Source organism: Azospirillum picis (genome assembly GCF_017876115.1).
GTDB classification, from domain to species: Bacteria; Pseudomonadota; Alphaproteobacteria; order Azospirillales; family Azospirillaceae; genus Azospirillum; species Azospirillum picis.
Window position 1 is genome coordinate 241,563 of record NZ_JAGINO010000004.1, and the last position, 18,271, is coordinate 259,833.

Below are 18,271 nucleotides of genomic sequence, written 5' to 3' on the forward strand. Positions count from 1 at the left end.
CTGGCCGCCCGCTGGAGATCAGCCCCCATTCCCGGACCTCCGATGGCCGTCCTCACCCGCCGTGGCCTTCTCGCCGGCTTGGCCGCCGGAACCTTCCCGCTGGCGCTGCCAGTCCGTCGGGCTGCCGCCCGCCCCTTGGACGAGGTGATGGAGCGCGGCCGGCTTCGGGTCGCCGTCTACCGGGACTTCCCGCCTTTTTCCTTTCGCCGCGACGGCCGGCTGGTCGGCATCGACGTCGACCTTGCCGGGGCCATCGCCGGCAGGCTCGGGGTGAAGCTCGACTGCTACGAGCAAATTCCCGGCGAGACGGTGTCCGATGACCTGCGCGTCGCGGTCTGGCGCGGGAGCCTGTTCGGCGGCGAACTGGCGGACGTGATGATGCACATTCCCTACGACAAGCGCTTCGGCCTGATGAACCCGGAGGCGGTCCTGTTCGCGCCATATCACCACGAGGTGTTCGCCCTGGCCCGCGACCCGCAACGGGTGCGCCAAGCGATGCTGGCGACCCTGCCGGACGAGCCGATCGCGGTGGAGGTCGACAGCGTCCCGGACTTTTTCCTGTTGGGGATGCAGGGCGGCCGCCTGCGCAGCCGCATCATCCATTGCCCGACGCCGGAAGCGGCGATCGAGAAGCTGACTGCGGGGGAGGCCGCCGCCGTGTTGGCGCCGCTCAGCCAGATGCAGGCGGCGCTCGGCCCGCGGACGGCCGACTTCCCGGTCACGACGGTCGCCCTGCCGGGGATGATGACGTCCGACTGGAACATCGGCATGGCGACCAAGGAAAACTCCCGCGACCTCGCCTACGCCATCGGGGACGCGGTGACGGCGTTGACCGACGATGGCAGCCTTGCCGCGATCTTCGCCCAGTATGGCGCCACCCACACGCCGCCGCCGCTGGTGGAGTAGGCGGCGTCCGCCGTTTCCATCCTGTCGCCGGAGTAACCGTTGGAGGTGAGTGCGATGCGCATGGCGCTTCTCGTTGCCGGCATGGTCGGCACCCTGCCCCTTGGCGTGCCGGCCGTGGCGGCACCGGTTCCCCGGCAGGCCGATCCGCTCGGCTCGGTGATGTGGGAGGCCGTGCGCGACCAGTATTTCGGCGACGCTCCGGTCGTCTTCGACGATGCGGTGCGGGTGATCGCTCCCGCTGCGGCGGAGGATACCCGTGCGGTGCCGCTGGCGGTGGATGCGACGGCGCTCGACGGCGTCGTCGAAATGCTTGCCATCGCCGACCTCAACCCTTTTCCGCTGGTGCTGCGCTATCACCCGGGCACCTCGGCGCCGGCCTTCGCCACCCGCATCAAGGTGCAGCAGGCCACCGCCGTACGCGGGGCCGCGCGGACCGCCGATGGGGTGTGGCACGTCTCCGGCATGCTGGTCGATGCCGCAGGCGGCGGTTGCAGCGCTCCGCCCGTTTCCTACGCACAGAAAGATTGGGCCGACCATGTCGGCGAGGTGCAGGCGCGGCTGTGGCCCGCCGGGCAGGATGGCATCGCCCGCTTGCGCATGCGCATCCGTCATCCCAACGACACCGGGCTCGTCGACGGCATTCCCGCCTATTTCATCGAAACGCTCAGCGTCCGCGCCGAGACGGCTGGCGGCACGCCGGAGCTCGCGCGCATCGACAGTCTGGAGCCGGTGTCGGAGAATCCGGTCTATACGCTGGACGTCCGTCCACCTCCGGGCGCCACGGCGCTGATCCTGCACGGCCGCGACAACCAGGGCGGCGAGATCCGCGCCACCATCCCGATGCCGCCCACCGGCGCACAACCGGCGATGTCGCGGATGCGCGACCCTCGGAGGAGCATCGGGCAATGAGGACTCGCGGTTTGCGCCGGCTGGCATTGCCCATGTGCCTGGCAGCCCTGCTGTGCTGCGGTCCGGCGGGGGCGGGGGCAGAAACGGCCGGCCCTCTGACCTACGGTCTGACGCCGAAGCAGGTGGCGTCAGACACCTATGTCTTCGAAGGTTCGACCAAGCATTTCACCCGCGCCAACGGCGGCAACATCCTGAACTCCGGCTTCATCGTCACGGCCGACGGGGTGATCGTCATCCAGACCGGCCCGTCGCGTCGCTATGGCGAGGAGATGCGGGCCGCCATCCGCCGGATCACCGCCAAGCCGATCCGCAAGGTCTTTGTCAGCAACCTTCACCCCGATTATTGGCTGGGAAACCAGGCGTACAGGGACGTGCCCATCGCCGCCCTGCCCGGCACGATCGCCGGGATCGAAGAGGAGGGGAAGGGCATCGCCGACAACATGTACAGGCTGGTCGGCGACTGGATGCGTGGCACCGAGGTGACGCTGCCGACCGAGCCAGTCCATGGCTCGACCGTCAGGTTCGGCGACCATGTGCTGCGGCTGATCCCGCTGCACGGCCATACCGCTGCCGACCTGATGATCCTGGACGAGACCACCGGCGTGCTGTTCACCGGCGGCGTCGTCTTCTGCGGCCGCACTCCCACCACGCCGCACGCCACGATCGCCGACTGGCTGTCGGAATTGGACGAGGTCGACCGGCTGGACATCCGGTTGCTGGTGCCGAACCACGGCCACGTCCGAGCCGACAAGGCGTGCGTCGCCCAGACCCGCGACTGGTTGACCTGGCTGGACGGTGCGTTGCGGCATGCCGCGGACTCCGGGCTCGACATGGCGGAGGCACTGGAGTTGCCGATCCCCGAGCGCTTCGCCGGACTCGACGTGCTGCGTGAGGAGTACAGGCGCTCCGTCGCCCATCTGTGGCCGGCGATCGAGCGCGAGCTTCTGCCCCGCGTGGAGTGAGGGCGCCGGCCGCGGACGGCGGCTGCTACTATCCGACAATTTACCCGACGAACCGTCCGCTTACACTGCCGATATCGTGAAGCGACGCGGCCCCTCCGGCCGCCAACCGTTCAAAGCCGCCCCCGATCCGCCCCATCGCCGGACCCGCATGTCCGGCGGCAACGGGTGGGCCTTGCCAGGGCGGTGCCGTCATCATCAGTCTTGGGAGGCAACCGCATCATGAAGCGTCTGGTTTCAACCTTCGCCCTTGCCGCCGCCCTGGCCGGCTTCGGTGCGACCGGCGTCATGGCCGCCGGAACGGGCGCCGGCCCGACCGACGAGGATCTGCTGAAGAGCGCCGGCAACACCGAATCCGTGCTGACATATGGCCTCGGGCCCCAGGCCCAGCGCTTCAGCCCGCTGACCGACCTCGACACCGACAGCGTGAAGAAGCTGGTGCCGGTCTGGTCCTTCTCCTTCGGCGGCGAAAAGCAGCGCGGCCAGGAATCCCAGCCGATCGTCTATGACGGCACCATCTACGTCACCGGGTCCTATTCCCGCCTCTACGCCGTCGACGCCCACACCGGCGAGAAGAAGTGGGAGTACAATCACCGCTTGCCCGACGGCATCATGCCCTGCTGCGACGTGGTGAACCGCGGGGCGGCCATCTACAAGGACAAGATCTATTTCGCGACGCTCGACGCCCGCCTGGTGGCGCTGAACCGCGAAACCGGCAAGGTGGTGTGGAACAAGAAGCTCGCCGACTACCAGGCCGGCTATTCCAACACCGCCGCCCCGCTGATCGTCGACGGCAAGATCATCACCGGCAACTCCGGCGGCGAGTTCGGCATCATCGGCATGGTCGAGGCCCGCGACGCCGAGACCGGCGAGCTGATCTGGCAGCGCCCGACCATCGAGGGCAATGTCGGTACGCTGAAGGGCAAGGACTCGACCATGACCGGCAAGCTGAACGCCAGTTGGCCGGGCGACATGAACAAGACCGGCGGCGGCGCTACCTGGCTGGGCGGTACCTACGACCCGGAAACCAAGACGCTGTTCTTCGGCACCGGCAACCCGGCGCCGTGGAACTCGCACCTTCGGCCCGGCGACAACCTCTACACATCCTCGACCCTGGCCATCAATCCCGACGACGGCGAGATCAAGTGGCACTACCAGACCACGCCGCATGACGGTTGGGACTTCGACGGCGTGAACGAGTTCGTGTCCTTCGACCTGAAGAAGGACGGCAAGGTCATCAAGGCGGGCGGCAAGGCCGACCGCAACGGCTTCTTCTACGTCATCGACCGGACCAATGGAAAGCTGATCAACGCCTCGCCCTTCGTCAGCAAGATCACCTGGGCCAAGGGCATCGACGTCGAGAGCGGCCGGCCGATCTATGTCGACGAGAACCGCCCGGGTGCTCCGGCCACCGGTGGGGAGCACGACGCCAAGGGCACCTCGGTCTTTTCCGCCCCGGCCTTCCTGGGGGCGAAGAACTGGATGCCGATGGCGTACAACCCGCAGACCGAGTTGTTCTACGTCCCGGCGAACGAGTGGGGCATGGATATCTGGAACGAGCCGATCACCTACAAGAAGGGGGCGGCCTATCTCGGCGCAGGCTTCACCATCAAGCCGCTCTATGACGACTATATCGGCGCCCTGCGCGCTGTGGACCCGAAGACCGGCAAGATCGTGTGGGAATACAAGAACGGCGCTCCGCTGTGGGGCGGCGTGCTGACCACTGCCGGCAACCTGGTCTTCACCGGCACGCCGGAAGGATACCTCAAGGCATTCGATGCCAAGACCGGCAAGGAATTGTGGAAGTTCCAGACCGGTTCGGGCGTGGTCGGCAGCCCGGTCACCTGGAAGATGGACGGCGAGCAGTATGTCGCCGTGGTATCGGGCTGGGGTGGTGCCGTTCCGCTGTGGGGCGGCGATGTCGCGAAGAAGGTCAAGGACATCAACCAGGGCGGTTCGCTCTGGGTCTTCAAGCTGCCGAAGGCCTGACCGGAGAGGAGTGCAGTGTGGAATTGCGGGCCGGAGTGATCCGGCCCGCGAACTCTTGCGATTACTATTTGTGTTTTCCGCTTTCCGATTTTGTTTGTCCTACCATAGTCCAATTATTCTGAAGTCACTCTGGTGATACTGTCTGTACATGCGAAACAATCGCCACAGGGCGATCAGATACAGAGGGAACGTCCAACCCATGAACACACGGAAAATCCGAACTCTCGCCGCTGTTGGTCTGTTGGGTGCGCTCGCCGTTCCCGGTCTCGTCTATGCCCACGGCGACGTCGTCCCGCAGCCGGTGGACACCAGTGGGCTGGAGAAGCTGGGAGAGGCTTGGCGGGACAGCAATCCCTACCGCGGCAACCCACGGGCGATCGAGATCGGCGCTTCCGCCTTCAACCAGAACTGCGCGCGCTGTCATGGCCTGGGTGCGGTATCCGGCGGCATCGCCCCCGACCTGCGCTATCTGGAGAAGGGCGATGCCGGCGACGAGTGGTTCAAGGAGCGCGTCACCAACGGCTCGATCCGCAACGGCGTGACCTACATGCCGAAATTCGGCGAGGCGCTTGGTCAGGAGGCGCTGTGGTCCATCCGGTCCTGGCTGGAAACCGTGCACGAAGAGTGATCACCGTTTCTCACCGCATTTTTTCCGACCAAAGGTGCAGGCCAATGCTTCACAAGAGACTTTCCGTCGTCGCCGCCGCGGCCCTGCTGGCCGCCTCCGCCGTCTCCCCGGCTGCTGTCGCTGCCGATCACGCCTCCTCCGACCAGGCAAAAACCCTGGTCGCCGACGCCGTCGCCTACCTGAAGGCGAAAGGGCCGGACGAAGCCACCAAGGCATTCCAGGACCCGAAGGGCAACTTTCGCCGCGGTGAGCTGTATGTCTTCGTCTTCGACACCAACGGGCGCTATGTCGCCTCCGGCGCCAACCCTCGGCTGGCCGGCTCCGACGCCGCCAACCTGAAGGACGCCGAGGGCAAGCCGATCGTCCAGGCGATGATCACCGAAACCCGGGAGAAGCCCGATGCCGTCATCGACTATGTCTGGCTGAACCGCCAGACCAACAAGGTCGAACACAAGCACTCCTATGTGACGCGCGACGGCAACTACATCGTGGGGGCAGGGACCTACGACGACTGACGTTTTACCGACGAGAGGGGCGCTCCTTCCGCTCCGTGCATCGGCGGGGAAGGGAAGGGAGATGCGGCGGCGGTCGACTCTCCCTTCATTGATGCTCCCTCATTGTTTGATATACAAACCAATGACCCGCCCCTAAGCTGCGTGAGGCTCCGGGAGTGGGGGAGACGTCCATGACGGCAGGCTGTACGAGACGCGCACTGCTGCTCAGCTCCGGAGCATTGGCAGCAGCGATGGCGACGGCAACGGGACGCCGTTCCGCCATGGCCGCCTCGCAGACGGTCGCAACAAGGCCGGCCATACGGGCCGGTGTGCTGAAATTCGGCACCGTAAGCTGGGAACTCGACACCGTACGCGCGAACCGCTTCGACGAAGAGGCCGGGATCGCGCTGCAGCTCACGGAACTGGCCGGCAATCAGGCGACCCAGGTCGCGTTGCAGGCCGGTGCGGTCGACGTGATCGTATCGGACTGGCTGTGGGTGTCGCGCATGCGGTCGCAGGGGGAGGCGCTGTCCTTCATCCCCTATTCGACGGCGTTGGGTGCGCTGGTGGTGCCGGCCGGCTCCGGCATATCCGGCATTGCCGACCTGCGCGGCAGGCGCATCGGTGTCGCCGGCAGTCCGCTCGACAAGAGTTGGCTGCTGCTGCGTGCGCTGTCCGCCGACCGCTACGGCTTGGCGCTCGACCGCGATGCCGTTCCGGTCTTCGCGGCGCCGCCACTGTTGAACGGCAAGCTCATCGATGGAGAACTGGACGCGGTGCTGACCTACTGGCCCTTCGCGGCACGGCTGGAGGCCCAGGGCCAGCGCGTGCTGATGACGGTGTCCGGGATGCTGGAGGCGCTGGGTCAGGCGGCGTCGGTGCCGTCCGTCGGCTATGTCTTCAAGGAGCAATGGGCGCGGGCAAACCCGGCGGCCCTGGCCGGCTTCCAGGCGGCGGTCGCCCAAGCGCGGACGTTGTTGGCCGGAACCGGCGCCGCATCGGACGCTGCCTGGAACCGCCTCGCTCCGATAATGAAGGCGGAAGATGACGCGACCTTCCGGACGTTGCGCGACCGTTTCCGCGACGGCATCCCCCGGCGATGGGGAGAGGCGGAGCGTGAGGGGGCGGCGAAGCTCTATTCGCTGCTCGCGTCGCTCGGCGGTCGGGAACTCGTCGGTGACGGCCGGACACTGGCTCCCGGAACCTTCTGGACCGGCGCGGAGTAGCCGATGCGCCTGCACGCGACCAGCCGCTGGGTTATGCCGGTTCTTTCGATCCTCCTGTTGCTGGCTGTCTGGCAGTCCGCCACCCTGGCGATCGGTGGTCGCCTGCTGCCGGGGCCGGCAACAGTGGCCGCCGCATTGCTGCGCGAGGCCGAGACCGGCGCGCTATTCCACCATCTCGGCATCACCCTGTTGCGGGTGCTGGGGGCCTTCACCATCGCAATGTCGGTCGGCGTCGCGCTCGGCGTGCCGATGGGCCGGTCGGCATTGCTCGACCGGCTCTTCGGGCCGTGGCTGGTCTTCTTCCTGAACCTGCCGGCGCTGGTGGTGATCGTGCTGGCCTATGTCTGGTTCGGCCTGACCGAGGCGGCGGCGGTCGGCGCCGTCGCCGTCAACAAGATCCCCAACACCATGGTTCTGGTGCGGGCCGGGGCCCGGTCGGTCGACGAGGGGCTGATGGAGATGGCCCGCGTCTACCGCCTGTCGCCCTTCGAAAGGCTGCGTCATGTGCTGCTGCCGCAACTGACCCCCACCATCGCCGCCGCCGCGCGGTCCGGCCTCGCACTGATCTGGAAGATCGTGCTGGTGGTCGAACTGCTCGGCCGCAGCGATGGCGTCGGTTTCCAGATCAACCTCCTTTTCCAGACCTTCGATGTCGCAGGAATCCTGGCTTACACCGTCGCCTTCGTTGCCATCGTCCAACTGCTCGAATATGGACTCCTCCAGCCGGTCGAACGGCATTGTCAGCGTTGGCGGCGGATCGCGGCTGAGACTTGAGATCCGTTCCAAACGCTACGGCGCCGCCGAAGCCCTGCACGACCTGGTCATGACGGCGGCGGCAGGCGAGGTCGTGGCCCTGGTCGGTCCCAGCGGATGTGGGAAGACGACGGCGCTCGGCATCATCGCCGGGCTCGATCGCGCCTTTGAGGGTACGGTGTCGATCGGACCGCGTCCCGACGGTGAGCCCGCCCGGCTTGGTTACGTCTTCCAGGAGCCGCGGTTGCTCCCCTGGCGGACGGTGCGGCAGAACCTGCTTTTGGCACTGCCCAAATCCCGGCGGCTGGGCTCGGCGGTCGACCTCATGCTGGAAGCGATGGAGCTCTCGGCCCTCGCCGATCTTTTTCCCACCCAGCTTTCGCTTGGCATGGCGCGCCGGGTGGCGTTGGCGCGCGCCTTCGTGGTCGAGCCCGACCTGCTGCTGATGGACGAACCCTTCGTCTCGCTCGATGAACCGACGGCAGTGAAGTTGCGCGCGCTGCTGGTGCGGATGCTGGAACGCCGTCCGGCGACGGTCCTGCTGGTCACGCACAATCTCCGCGAGGCATTGGCCTTGGCCGACCGGCTGCTGATCCTGACGCCGTCGCCGGGCCGCGTGGTGGCGGAGGTGCCGGTCGGGATCCCGCGCGGGTCCCGCGACGACGCGGCCATCGAGGCTCTGCGCAGCGACCTGCTCTCCCGCTCCGATCCCGCCTTCCGCCTGCTCGCCTGATCCACCCCGTCCCCCGCCCCTTCACCAGGTGTGGGTCCATTTGCCGCTCGTCGCGCTCGAGCTGCTGCGCTATCGTGCGCAGCGCCGGCCGGTCCGGCATGTCATGGGAGCGGCGGGACGCGATGGCGTTGCGGCGATGGACGGAGCGGCGAGTGCGGCGCCTTGGCCTTGCGGCCGGGATGGCGGCGCTGTTGCTGCAAGTCGTCGCCTGGGGGTGGATGCTGCCGACCATGGGCGTTGCCCAGGCCGAAAGCACGCTGCCTTGGCTGATCTGCACGGCGGACGGGCTGAAGGTCGTTGCCGCCGATGCCACAAGCGGCGGCGGCAACGGTCCGGAAGAAGCTGCGGAAAAACCGAGCAAGTCGGGATCGCAGGATGGCGATCATGCCGCCGGTCACTGTCCGCTTTGCCCGCTGGTCGCGGGGCTGGCACTGCCGCCTCCACCCACGCTGGTCCACCCCCTGCCCATGACCGCACGCGACCCGCGCCTTTTGCCCGGTGAGAGGATCGCCGCCGGTTGGTTCCTGTCGACACTCCAAGCGCGCGCGCCGCCGGCGGCCGTTTGAACGCCGCCTTCTGAGTCCGGCTGCGCCGGAACCCGGCGCCAGAGTGTGATTCACGTTTCAAGCGGTATCGCTTGAAACGTGAATCACACGGAAGACCAAAAGCTAAGAGTCTGGCTGGCCGGCCCCCGTGCCGCCTGAATTCCCCCTTCAGCGCACCGCCGCGCCGTTCCTCCGGTTCCCCGCCGGGGATCGGCTGCGCGCCGTCGATTCCGTACCCGATTTCACTCCAAGGAGAGTCTGATGAAGCGTGTTCTCGCCATCGCCACCGCCCTGTCCATGCTCGGCGCCGCGGCTGCCCTGGCACACAGCTACAAGGCCGGCCCCATCGACATCGGCCATCCCTGGGCGCGCGCCACCGCCCCGTCGGCGCCTAACGGTGGAGCCTACCTGTCGCTGAGCAACACCGGCGCCGACGGCGACCGCCTGGTCGCCGCTTCCACCCCGGCGGCCGAGAAGGCCGAACTCCACACCCATCTGAACGAGAACGGCGTGATGAAGATGCGCGAGGTTCCCGGCATCGACGTTCTGGCCGGCGAGACCGTGAAACTGGCGCCGAGCGGCCTGCATGTCATGCTTCTCGGCCTGAAGCAACCGCTGGTCAAGGGAACCCGCTTCCCGATGACGCTGCGCTTCGAAAAGGCCGGCAGCGTCGATGTCGAGGTGGCGGTCGAGGGCGCCGGGGAAACCGGGGCAGGGCACGAGGCCGGGCAGATGCAGCATGGCGGCATGGATGCCCAGGGTCATGGGGCCGCGCACGGCGCCGGAAATGGCGCCGACAAGTCAAAGATGCAGTAACGATGCTGTCGGGGCGAACCGGCCGACGCCGGTTCGCCCCCTGGCAGGAATGGGCGCGTGGACCAGGGCCCGCCGTCAACTCGGCCGGTGGCGGCTCAGTGCATTGGTGATGTCGATGTCGCGGAAGGGCTTTGCGATCACGGGCCGGCCGCGATGCGCGTCCGGCAACCCTTCCGCCCCATGGCCGGTGGTGAAGACAAACGGAATGCCTTCTGCCGCGAGGCGGTCCGCCACCGCGTCGACCCGTTCGCCACGCAGGTTGACGTCCAGCAGCGCGATGTTGAAACCGCCCGCCTTGATCATCTCCAGTGCCGCGCCGACCGATCCGGCCGGACCGACGCAGGTCACACCGTGATCCATCAGGACATCTTCAATGCTCATGGCGATCAACGGTTCATCTTCGACGATCAGTACGGTGAGGTCGGTCAGGTTCTCAACGGTCACTGCGGGCTCACTCGTGCGGACAGGGGAATCACCAACCGGCATTGCACACCGGTCGCATCGAACGCAAGGGAGACTTCGCCCTCTAGCTCATGCGACAAACCCCTTTCGATCAGTCGCGAACCGAAACCGCGTCGTGTCGGCGGCACCACCGGCGGACCTCCGCTTTCCCGCCAGTGCAGGACGAGCGCATCACGTTCCGGGGCGTTTCGGCTTTCCAGTGGTTGGCGCACGAGATTCCAGTTCAGGTCGATACGCCCGCTTCCGGTCGACAACGCACCGTACTTGGCCGCGTTGGTGGCTAGTTCATGGAAGGCAAGGTGCAGGGATACCGCGACACCCGTTGTCAGGGTCACTCCCGGACCGCTGACCTGGACACGGCCGGCCTCCATGTGCGGCTCCAACGTCAGGGCTGCGATTTCGCTGAGCGACGCGCCCTGCCATTGCCGCCGCGTGAGCAGGTCGTGGGCCTGGGCCAATGCCCGTAGCCGTGACTGGAAGGCATCGGGAAACGCCTCCACCGACGGCGTTGCGCGCAGGGTCTGCTTGGCGATCGACTGGACCATCGCAAGCGTGTTCTTGACCCGGTGGTTCAGTTCTTCCAGCAGCAGGAGCTGGCGCTCCTCCGCCTTCTTGCGGTCGGTGATATTCAAGGAGACGCCGGCCAAGCCGGTGGCGATGCCATCCCTGTCGTAGACCGCGCGGCCGCGGATCTGCACCCAGTGGAGGCTCCCGTCCGGCCAGACCGTCCGATACTCCACCTCCAGTGCCGATCCGCTGGCCACCGCCTGCCGTACCGCGGCCTGCTGGTACTCGCGATCCTCCGGATGCACGCGCCGCAGCAGCGCATCGTAGGTGGCGAGCTCGGCCGGATCGGCGAGGCCGAGGTTGGCGGCGCAGATCTGTGACACCCGCATCTGGCCGGTCGCCAGCGTCAGTTCCCAGGAGCCCAGCCGTCCAGCCTCCAGCGCAAAGCGCAGCCGCGCTTCGCTTTCAGCCAGCGCCTGGCGCTTGTCCGCCAGTTCGTTGCGGTCCCGCGCCTCCACCAGGGCGCGGCGCACCACCACCTGCAGGCGCTCCATGCGCAGCTTGACCACATAGTCGGTGGCGCCCTTCTTGAGCGCCTCGATCGCATTCTCCTCGCCCAGCATGCCCGAGACGAAGATGAAGGGGACGCGCGGCAACCGCTCGCGAGCGATCGCGAGCGCCGACATGCCGTCGAAGTCTGGGAGATCGAAGTCCGACAGGATCAGGTCGAAGTCGCCATCGGCATTGACGGCGTCGATGAAGTCCTTGCGGGTGTCAACGCGACGGACCTCGAACTCATGATCGTCGATCAGCAGGAGATGCTCGCGCACCAGATCGGCGTCCATGCCGTTGTCTTCCAACAGCAGGACACGGCAGAAAACGGTGGCGCGATCCTGAGCCGGCGGAACCTTCGCCCCCCCGAAGCCGGGAGGCGGCATGGCGGTTGCTGAATGAAGAAGCCGCGCCATCAGGCACCACGCGGCCGGCGGGGGTGGCAGCCGGGAGGTGGTTCGTTCAGGATCGCCCAGAAGCTCCCGATGTCGCGGATGGCATCGAAGAAGTCCTTGAAGCCGACCGGCTTGACCACGAAGGCATTGACGCCCAGCCGATAGCTTCGCACCAGATCCTGCTCCTCCTTCGACGAGGTGAGCATCACCACGGGAATGGCCCGGGTATTCTCGTTGGCTTTGATCCGTTGAAGAACCTCGATGCCGTCGACCTTCGGCAGCTTGATGTCTAGGATGATCACGGCCGGGTATTTGGGGTCCGACGGCTTGGAGACGGCTTCGCCGTCATCGTGGAACAGGTACGACAGCGCTTCCGCACCGTCGCGCGCCACGACGATGTCGTTGGCGAGCTGCGCCTCCGAGAACGCCTCCAGCGTCAGCTCAAGGTCCTTCGGGTTGTCCTCGACCAGCAGGATCGGTTTCAGCTCGGCCATGGGGCTACCTCGGGTCTGCGGCGGCGGACCGCGGCAGGGAAAAATGGAATGTTGCGCCGCAATCCAGCTTGCCTTCCGCCCACACATGCCCGCCGTGGCGCTCCACGATACGGCGGACATTCGCGAGGCCGATGCCTATCCCCTCGAACTCTTCTTCGCGGTGAAGCCGCTGGAATACGCCGAACAGCTTACCGGAATAGGCCGGGTCGAATCCACGCCCATTATCCTTGACATAGAACTCATGGGCATCTGCCGTCGTATGGCAGCCGATCTCGATTTCGGTGTCCGCGCGTTCCCTGGTGTACTTGATGGCGTTGGACAGCAGGTTCTGCACGACCAGCCGCAGCATCGTGGGATCGCCGTTCACGCAGGGTAGGGGATGCACCGTCCAGTGGATTGACCTTCCCTGAAGCTCCGGCAGCAGAAGATGCTGCACCTCCGCCACCAGCCGCTCGACATCCACCTCCTTGCGCGCCAGCGTCGCCCGGCCGAGCTGCGAAAAGTGGAGCAGCCCATCCACCAACGTTCCAGCGGCGCCCGCGGCCTCGATGATGCTGTTCAGGTAATGGAGCTCGCGATCGCTCAGCTTGCCGGCGGCCCGCGATCGCAGCAACTCGGCGTAGCTGGAAACGTGGCGGAAGGGCGCCCTCAGATCATGTGACACCGAATAGGAAAAGGCGGCCAATTCGCTGTTGCTGCGGCGGAGTTCATCGTTGAGCGCCGCCATTTCCTCGGCCTTGCGCAGCACGATGCTGACGATCGCGTTGCGGAAGTCGCCGGCGGCTTCGACCTCGCCGTGGCGCCAGGGCAGGGACTGCCCGCGCACGGTTTCCTTCCAGCTTTCGAATGAATTGCGCGGCGACAGCCGGCCGGTGGGATCCATCGGCTTGTTCGGATCACCCGCCCAGTCGATGGTTTGGACGATTTCCGGCCGGAACCACATCAGGTAGCTGGGATGGAGCTGGGAGATCGAGATCGCCAGCAGGCCGCTGGCGCTGTCCTCCATGCCGGCCGCCGACTGCATATCGGCAGGAAGGTGGTGGCTCGCGAACAGATCGCGGATTCCCTGGCCGGCGAGTTCATGGGCGATCGCCTCCACCGCTTCTTGCGGCGGCGTATGGCCGATCAGACGGCAATGTCCGTCGAACAGGATCGCGGCGCCTTCTGCATTAACCAGGGTCAGCAGATCGTCGGGATCGGCAGCCAGCCCGTCGACGAAGCGTTCGGAAGCCGCCATATGTGCCAGCAGGCGTGCCTGTATGCTTTTCGAGCGGATGCGGTGATCGGCCTCTTCCGCTCGCTCCAGCGCGATCATCTGGCTGGACAGCACCTGTCCGAGCAGGTCGCAGGCGGTGCGCACGGCGAAGGAAACCTGCCTCGGTTCGGCATGATGGCAGGAGATGAGCCCCCATAGGCGATCGCCGTCCATGACGGAAATCGACATGGAGGCCGGCGTGTCCATGTTGCGCATGTACTCCAGATGGACCGGCGAGACGCTGCGCAGTACGGAGAAGCTGAGATCCAGCGGCGGCGCCTCCGCCTCCCTGGCAAGGATCGGCACCGGCCGGTATCGGGCGTCGGGGATCAGTCGCAGGCGGCTCAGCGCATAAAGCCGTCGCGCCTGCTGTGGTACGTCGGAGGCCGGAAAGCGCAGGCCCCGATAGCTCGGCAGGCGTCCGTTGCCGTCCTCGGCAATGACGGTGCCGTTCCATTCCTCATCGAAGCGGTAGACGAGCACCCGGTCGAAGCCGGTCAGTGCCCGCACTTCCTGCGCGGTGCTGGCAAGCAGCGCGTCGAAGCTGGGAGCGGCCTGCATGCGCCGGATGGCTTCACGCATCTGGGGATACAGCGCTTCGAGCGTGCCGACCCCGGCGGCAGCCAGTTCCTCCAGCTCAAGGATCACCAGATCACCGGAGCGATGGGCGATGGCCTGATGATCACTTCCGCTGCGCAGGTGCAGGATATCGAGCTGGACCGGTTCCGCCGGTGCGTTGCGCAGGCCGGCTACGAGCCTCGCAAGATCGTCGGCGTCGAGCAACCGGTCGATCGGTTGACCGAACGCATCCTCCAGCGGCCGATTGAGCACTGCGCCGGCATGGGCGCTGGCGCGCACGATCCGGAGCGTTCCCTGCTCGATGGCCAGGAGATGGCCGTGCGGCTGGATGCTGCCAGGAACGTGGATGGGCTCTCTCGCGCAAGCGTCGAGGTCAAGCGTGCCGGCCCCATTGTCGGGCCACGGTTGCGATCCGGTTGCAGACGTCACGATTGTCCTTTGCTCGTCACCATACAAACCAACTGACCGGGTCGGGAGCGGCCCAATCCATAAAAAGCGTCTGAAAACAAAAAGGCTCTGGAATCCGTTGATTACACTCTTGTGGTGTTGCAAGTGGATCGCAACGGATCCCGCTGTCAGCCGGAAACCAGCCATTCATCAGTCGCTATACTATTATCATCATGCGGTGGCTTTTCCAGCCTTTTGCATGGATATCTCCGCGCTTGCGCTTTATTCATAGGCGAAAGATCATACGCCGTTTTGGCGAGCCACGCGTGTTGGGAAGGCGGAGCCGGATAGATGCCGGGCAAGGTTGCAGAGGCCGCACACCAGGAGTGGAGCGATAGGAAGGTTGAATAACCAAGCGGCTTTGACAGCATCCCGAAAAAAGCGGTTGGCTTGGATTTATGCACCAGGTTGTGTCCGCGTTGGCCTCAAATGAGTCCAAACCTGCTCGAATGGCTGCTGGACCGGGAGCGGGTCAAACCTTTGATTGCTTTCAGGGCAACGAGCGCCGGGGCGGAATGCGGGGCAAGGCGAAGGCGCTCGGCACCACTGAAGAATGGCGGGGAAGAGACCGTCGACTTAGAAGATCAACTTCAGGATGCCCGTGACGACCAGAAGGCCGATGATGAAGATGACCAGAATGGCCCAGCCAAGAATCTTGAACATGAGGGTATATCCCCGTTGTTGGATTGGCGGTTCTGCCAACGCCGTCAGGCAAGACCGGAAGACCGGCTGGTGCCGCCGCGCTCGCGTTACGAAAAGTCAACGGCATGAACGGGGAGGGGTTCCCTCCCAGCCGTCGCAAACCTGACCGGAGACTGACAGTTCCATCTTGCACTGGACTGACATTTTGACATTGCGCCTACAACAATGAGCGCATAAGCAAGCTTATGGAAATAGAATCTCCTGCCTCTCTCTTGAAGGGAGGCGGCGTTGAGGTTGGCAAAACTGGCAAGCAAGAAAATGGCGGCCACGAGAAGTCTCGCGGGCCGCCATAAGTGGGTTCGGGAGGAAACGCAACCAAGTTGCAAGCAAAGGTATAAGGCCGACATGGTTAACGCGTGGTGAATGAAGACGCGAAATTTGCCCCTACCACCATTTTGCGAAATTTCCGTTCCAACCGCCCAGCCTCCGATAGGGACGGAGGAAACGGCTTTCGGCTGCATTTCGATGAATGGCGGGGTGGCGTCGCCCTGCCCCACGCGCTATGACAGGCACCCTTTCCTTCGTCACCAGTTCGCGGGATTCCTGCCCTATGCTGTCCATCAGCCAGCGCATCGCCGACGAGTTGTCGGTTCGCGAAGCCCAGGTCGCCTCCGCCATCGCCATGCTCGACGACGGATCGACCGTTCCCTTCATCGCGCGTTATCGCAAGGAGGCGACCGGCGGATTGGACGACACCCAGCTCCGCACCCTGGAGGAGCGGCTGGGCTATCTGCGCGACCTGGAAGACCGTCGCGCCACCATCCTCTCCACCATCCAGGAGCAGGGAAAGCTGACGCCGGAGCTGGAGCGCCAGATCAGGCAGGCGGAGACCAAGACCCGGCTGGAGGACCTCTATCTCCCCTACAAGCAGAAACGCCGTACCAAGGCCCAGATCGCACGCGAGGCCGGGCTGGAGCCGCTGGCCGATCTCCTGTTGGGCGATCCGAACAAGCATCCGGAGCGCGAAGCCGCGGCCTTCGTCGAGGCTGAAAAAGGCGTCGCCGACGCCAAGGCGGCGCTTGACGGCGCCCGCCATATCCTTATCGAGCGTTTCGGCGAGGACGCCGAACTGGTCGGCCGCCTGCGCACCACGATGGCGGAAAAGGGCATCGTCACCTCAAAGGTGATCGACGAGAAGAAGGCGGAAGGGGCAAAATTCTCGGACTATTTCGACTTCTCCGAAAACTGGGCGAAGCTGCCTTCCCACCGGGCGTTGGCGCTGTTCCGGGGCAGGTCCCAGGGCGTACTCGACATCAGACTCGACCTTCCGGTCGAGGACGGCCAGCCCCACCCTGCCGAGCGCACCATTGCCGCCCACACCGGCATCCGTGACCAGGGCCGTCCGGCCGACAAATGGCTGTCGGACGTCGTGCGCTGGACCTGGAAGCTGAAGGTCGGCCCGCACATCGAAACCGACCTGATGGGCAGCCTGCGCGAACGTGCCGAGGATGAGGCGATTCGCGTCTTCGCCCGTAACCTGCATGATCTGCTTCTGGCTGCCCCGGCCGGCCCGCGCGCGACCATCGGCCTCGATCCGGGCATCCGCACCGGTGTGAAGGTCGCAGTGGTCGACGCCACCGGCAAGCTGGTGGAAACGACGACGGTCTTCCCGCATCCGCCGCGCAACGATTGGGACGGTTCCATCGCCGTGCTGGCCGCGCTGGCCGTCCGGCACAAAGCGGAACTGATCTCGATCGGCAACGGCACGGCCTCGCGCGAGACGGACAAGCTGGCCGCCGACCTGATGAAGCGCCATCCCGAACTCGGGCTGACCAAGCTGGTGGTGAGCGAAGCCGGCGCCTCGGTCTACTCGGCGTCGGAAACCGCCGCGGCGGAGTTCCCCGGCCTGGACGTCAGCCTGCGCGGCGCCGTCTCCATCGCCCGGCGTCTTCAGGACCCACTGGCCGAACTGGTGAAGATCGAACCGAAATCGATCGGCGTCGGCCAATACCAGCACGACGTCGCCGGTGGCAAGCTGGCCCGGTCGCTGGATGCGGTGGTCGAGGATTGCGTGAACGCCGTCGGCGTTGACCTGAACACCGCGTCCGTCCCCCTGCTCACCCGGGTATCGGGCCTCAACGAGACCATCGCCCGCAACATCGTCGAGCATCGCGACCGCAACGGCGCCTTCCGCTCGCGCAAGCAGTTGCTCGACGTGGCGAGGCTGGGACCGAAGACCTTCGAGCAGGCGGCCGGCTTCCTGCGCATCCGCGACGGCGAGACGCCGCTCGACGGCTCCTCGGTCCATCCGGAAGCCTATCCGGTGGTTCAGCGCATCGTGAAGACCACCGGCCGCGATCTCGGCAGCGTGATCGGCGATGCCCGCTTCCTGCGCAGCCTGAATGCCGAGGACTTCACCGACGACCGCTTCGGTGTGCCGACGGTGGAGGACATCCTGAAGGAGCTGGAAAAGCCCGGCCGCGACCCGCGTCCGGAATTCAAGACCGCCACCTTCAAGGAGGGCGTGGAGGAACTGAAGGATCTCCAGCCCGGCATGATGCTCGAAGGCGTGGTCACCAACGTCACCGCCTTCGGCGCCTTCGTCGATATCGGCGTTCATCAGGACGGGCTGGTGCACATCTCCCAATTGGCCGACAGTTTCGTCAAGGACCCCCACACGGTGGTGAAAGCCGGCGACGTGGTGAAGGTCAAGGTTCTGGAGGTCGACATTCCGCGCAAGCGCATCGCCCTGACGATGCGCATGGAGGAAGCCGCTCCCCGCCCCGCCCGCCGTGACGAGCGGCGTGAGGAGCACCGCGACGGGCGCAGCCCCGGCCGCCCGCCGCAGGGCGATCGTCGCGGTGGCGCCCCAGCGGCGAAGCCGGCGTCCAAACCGGCAAAGGCGCCGGAACCTGTGAACAGCGCCTTCGCCGAAGCGTTCGCACGGGCGCAGGCGGGCAAGAAGAAGTAGCGCCGGTCG

17 protein-coding genes are annotated in these 18,271 nt (G+C 65.9%); 13 read left to right on the forward strand and 4 right to left on the reverse strand.

Annotated elements, in window-relative coordinates; all coding sequences use genetic code 11:
* Nucleotides 1–42: 42 nt before the first annotated feature.
* From J2850_RS08385 to J2850_RS08435, 11 genes are all read left to right on the forward strand, one after another.
* Nucleotides 43–906 carry a transporter substrate-binding domain-containing protein gene (locus J2850_RS08385; protein ID WP_209980543.1) on the forward strand — a complete coding sequence of 288 codons (864 nt, stop codon included), beginning with the start codon at nucleotides 43–45 and terminating at the stop codon, nucleotides 904–906.
* Between the two features lie 60 nt (nucleotides 907–966).
* The gene (locus tag J2850_RS08390; protein WP_246512904.1) at nucleotides 967–1,815 is read left to right on the forward strand and encodes a quinoprotein dehydrogenase-associated SoxYZ-like carrier; all 849 of its coding nucleotides are present in this window, start codon (nucleotides 967–969) and stop codon (nucleotides 1,813–1,815) included.
* On the forward strand, nucleotides 1,812–2,777 hold the full coding sequence (locus tag J2850_RS08395; protein WP_209980546.1) for a quinoprotein relay system zinc metallohydrolase 1: 966 nt from the start codon (nucleotides 1,812–1,814) through the stop codon (nucleotides 2,775–2,777). The genes J2850_RS08390 and J2850_RS08395 overlap by 4 nt, the downstream gene beginning before the upstream one ends.
* Before the next feature lie 219 nt (nucleotides 2,778–2,996).
* Nucleotides 2,997–4,763, forward strand: coding sequence for a PQQ-dependent methanol/ethanol family dehydrogenase (locus J2850_RS08400; RefSeq protein ID WP_209980548.1), 1,767 nt, complete (start codon nucleotides 2,997–2,999; stop codon nucleotides 4,761–4,763).
* A gap of 199 nt (nucleotides 4,764–4,962) precedes the next feature.
* Entirely contained in the window at nucleotides 4,963–5,391 is a 429-nt protein-coding gene (pedF, locus tag J2850_RS08405; RefSeq protein ID WP_209980550.1) for a cytochrome c-550 PedF, read from the forward strand.
* Between the two features lie 44 nt (nucleotides 5,392–5,435).
* On the forward strand, nucleotides 5,436–5,906 hold the full coding sequence (locus J2850_RS08410; RefSeq protein ID WP_209980552.1) for a cache domain-containing protein: 471 nt from the start codon (nucleotides 5,436–5,438) through the stop codon (nucleotides 5,904–5,906).
* A gap of 170 nt (nucleotides 5,907–6,076) precedes the next feature.
* Nucleotides 6,077–7,111 (forward strand): ABC transporter substrate-binding protein, encoded by a 1,035-nt coding sequence (locus J2850_RS08415; RefSeq protein WP_209980553.1) that lies wholly within the window; start codon nucleotides 6,077–6,079, stop codon nucleotides 7,109–7,111.
* 3 nt (nucleotides 7,112–7,114) lie between these two features.
* The gene (locus tag J2850_RS08420; RefSeq protein WP_246512905.1) at nucleotides 7,115–7,885 is read left to right on the forward strand and encodes an ABC transporter permease; all 771 of its coding nucleotides are present in this window, start codon (nucleotides 7,115–7,117) and stop codon (nucleotides 7,883–7,885) included.
* Entirely contained in the window at nucleotides 7,821–8,597 is a 777-nt protein-coding gene (locus J2850_RS08425; RefSeq protein ID WP_209980555.1) for an ABC transporter ATP-binding protein, read from the forward strand. The genes J2850_RS08420 and J2850_RS08425 overlap by 65 nt, the downstream gene beginning before the upstream one ends.
* 191 nt (nucleotides 8,598–8,788) lie before the next feature.
* The gene (locus J2850_RS08430) at nucleotides 8,789–9,163 is read left to right on the forward strand and encodes a DUF2946 family protein (protein ID WP_246512906.1); all 375 of its coding nucleotides are present in this window, start codon (nucleotides 8,789–8,791) and stop codon (nucleotides 9,161–9,163) included.
* A gap of 240 nt (nucleotides 9,164–9,403) precedes the next feature.
* Nucleotides 9,404–9,958: a copper chaperone PCu(A)C gene (locus J2850_RS08435; protein ID WP_209980557.1), complete on the forward strand. Its 555-nt coding sequence runs from the start codon at nucleotides 9,404–9,406 to the stop codon at nucleotides 9,956–9,958.
* Between the two features lie 75 nt (nucleotides 9,959–10,033).
* Here the strand turns inward: J2850_RS08435 and J2850_RS08440 are convergent, their stop codons facing one another.
* From J2850_RS08440 to J2850_RS08455, 4 genes are read right to left on the reverse strand one after another with little or no spacing between them, the layout of a single operon-like run.
* Nucleotides 10,034–10,402, reverse strand: coding sequence for a response regulator (locus J2850_RS08440; protein WP_307354221.1), 369 nt, complete (start codon nucleotides 10,400–10,402; stop codon nucleotides 10,034–10,036).
* Complete coding sequence (locus J2850_RS08445) at nucleotides 10,399–11,895, reverse strand: sensor histidine kinase (protein ID WP_209980560.1); 1,497 nt, start codon at nucleotides 11,893–11,895, stop codon at nucleotides 10,399–10,401. Before J2850_RS08445 ends, J2850_RS08440 begins: the two co-directional genes overlap by 4 nt.
* Nucleotides 11,895–12,368: a response regulator gene (locus tag J2850_RS08450; protein WP_209980562.1), complete on the reverse strand. Its 474-nt coding sequence runs from the start codon at nucleotides 12,366–12,368 to the stop codon at nucleotides 11,895–11,897. Before J2850_RS08450 ends, J2850_RS08445 begins: the two co-directional genes overlap by 1 nt.
* Nucleotides 12,369–12,372: 4 nt before the next feature.
* Nucleotides 12,373–14,631 (reverse strand): ATP-binding protein, encoded by a 2,259-nt coding sequence (locus J2850_RS08455; protein WP_209980565.1) that lies wholly within the window; start codon nucleotides 14,629–14,631, stop codon nucleotides 12,373–12,375.
* A gap of 447 nt (nucleotides 14,632–15,078) precedes the next feature.
* Between J2850_RS08455 and J2850_RS08460 the strand changes: the two genes are divergently transcribed.
* Both J2850_RS08460 and J2850_RS08465 read left to right on the forward strand, forming a co-directional pair.
* Nucleotides 15,079–15,420 carry a hypothetical protein gene (locus tag J2850_RS08460; protein ID WP_209980566.1) on the forward strand — a complete coding sequence of 114 codons (342 nt, stop codon included), beginning with the start codon at nucleotides 15,079–15,081 and terminating at the stop codon, nucleotides 15,418–15,420.
* A gap of 481 nt (nucleotides 15,421–15,901) precedes the next feature.
* Nucleotides 15,902–18,262 (forward strand): Tex family protein, encoded by a 2,361-nt coding sequence (locus J2850_RS08465; RefSeq protein ID WP_209980568.1) that lies wholly within the window; start codon nucleotides 15,902–15,904, stop codon nucleotides 18,260–18,262.
* Nucleotides 18,263–18,271: the final 9 nt, after the last annotated feature.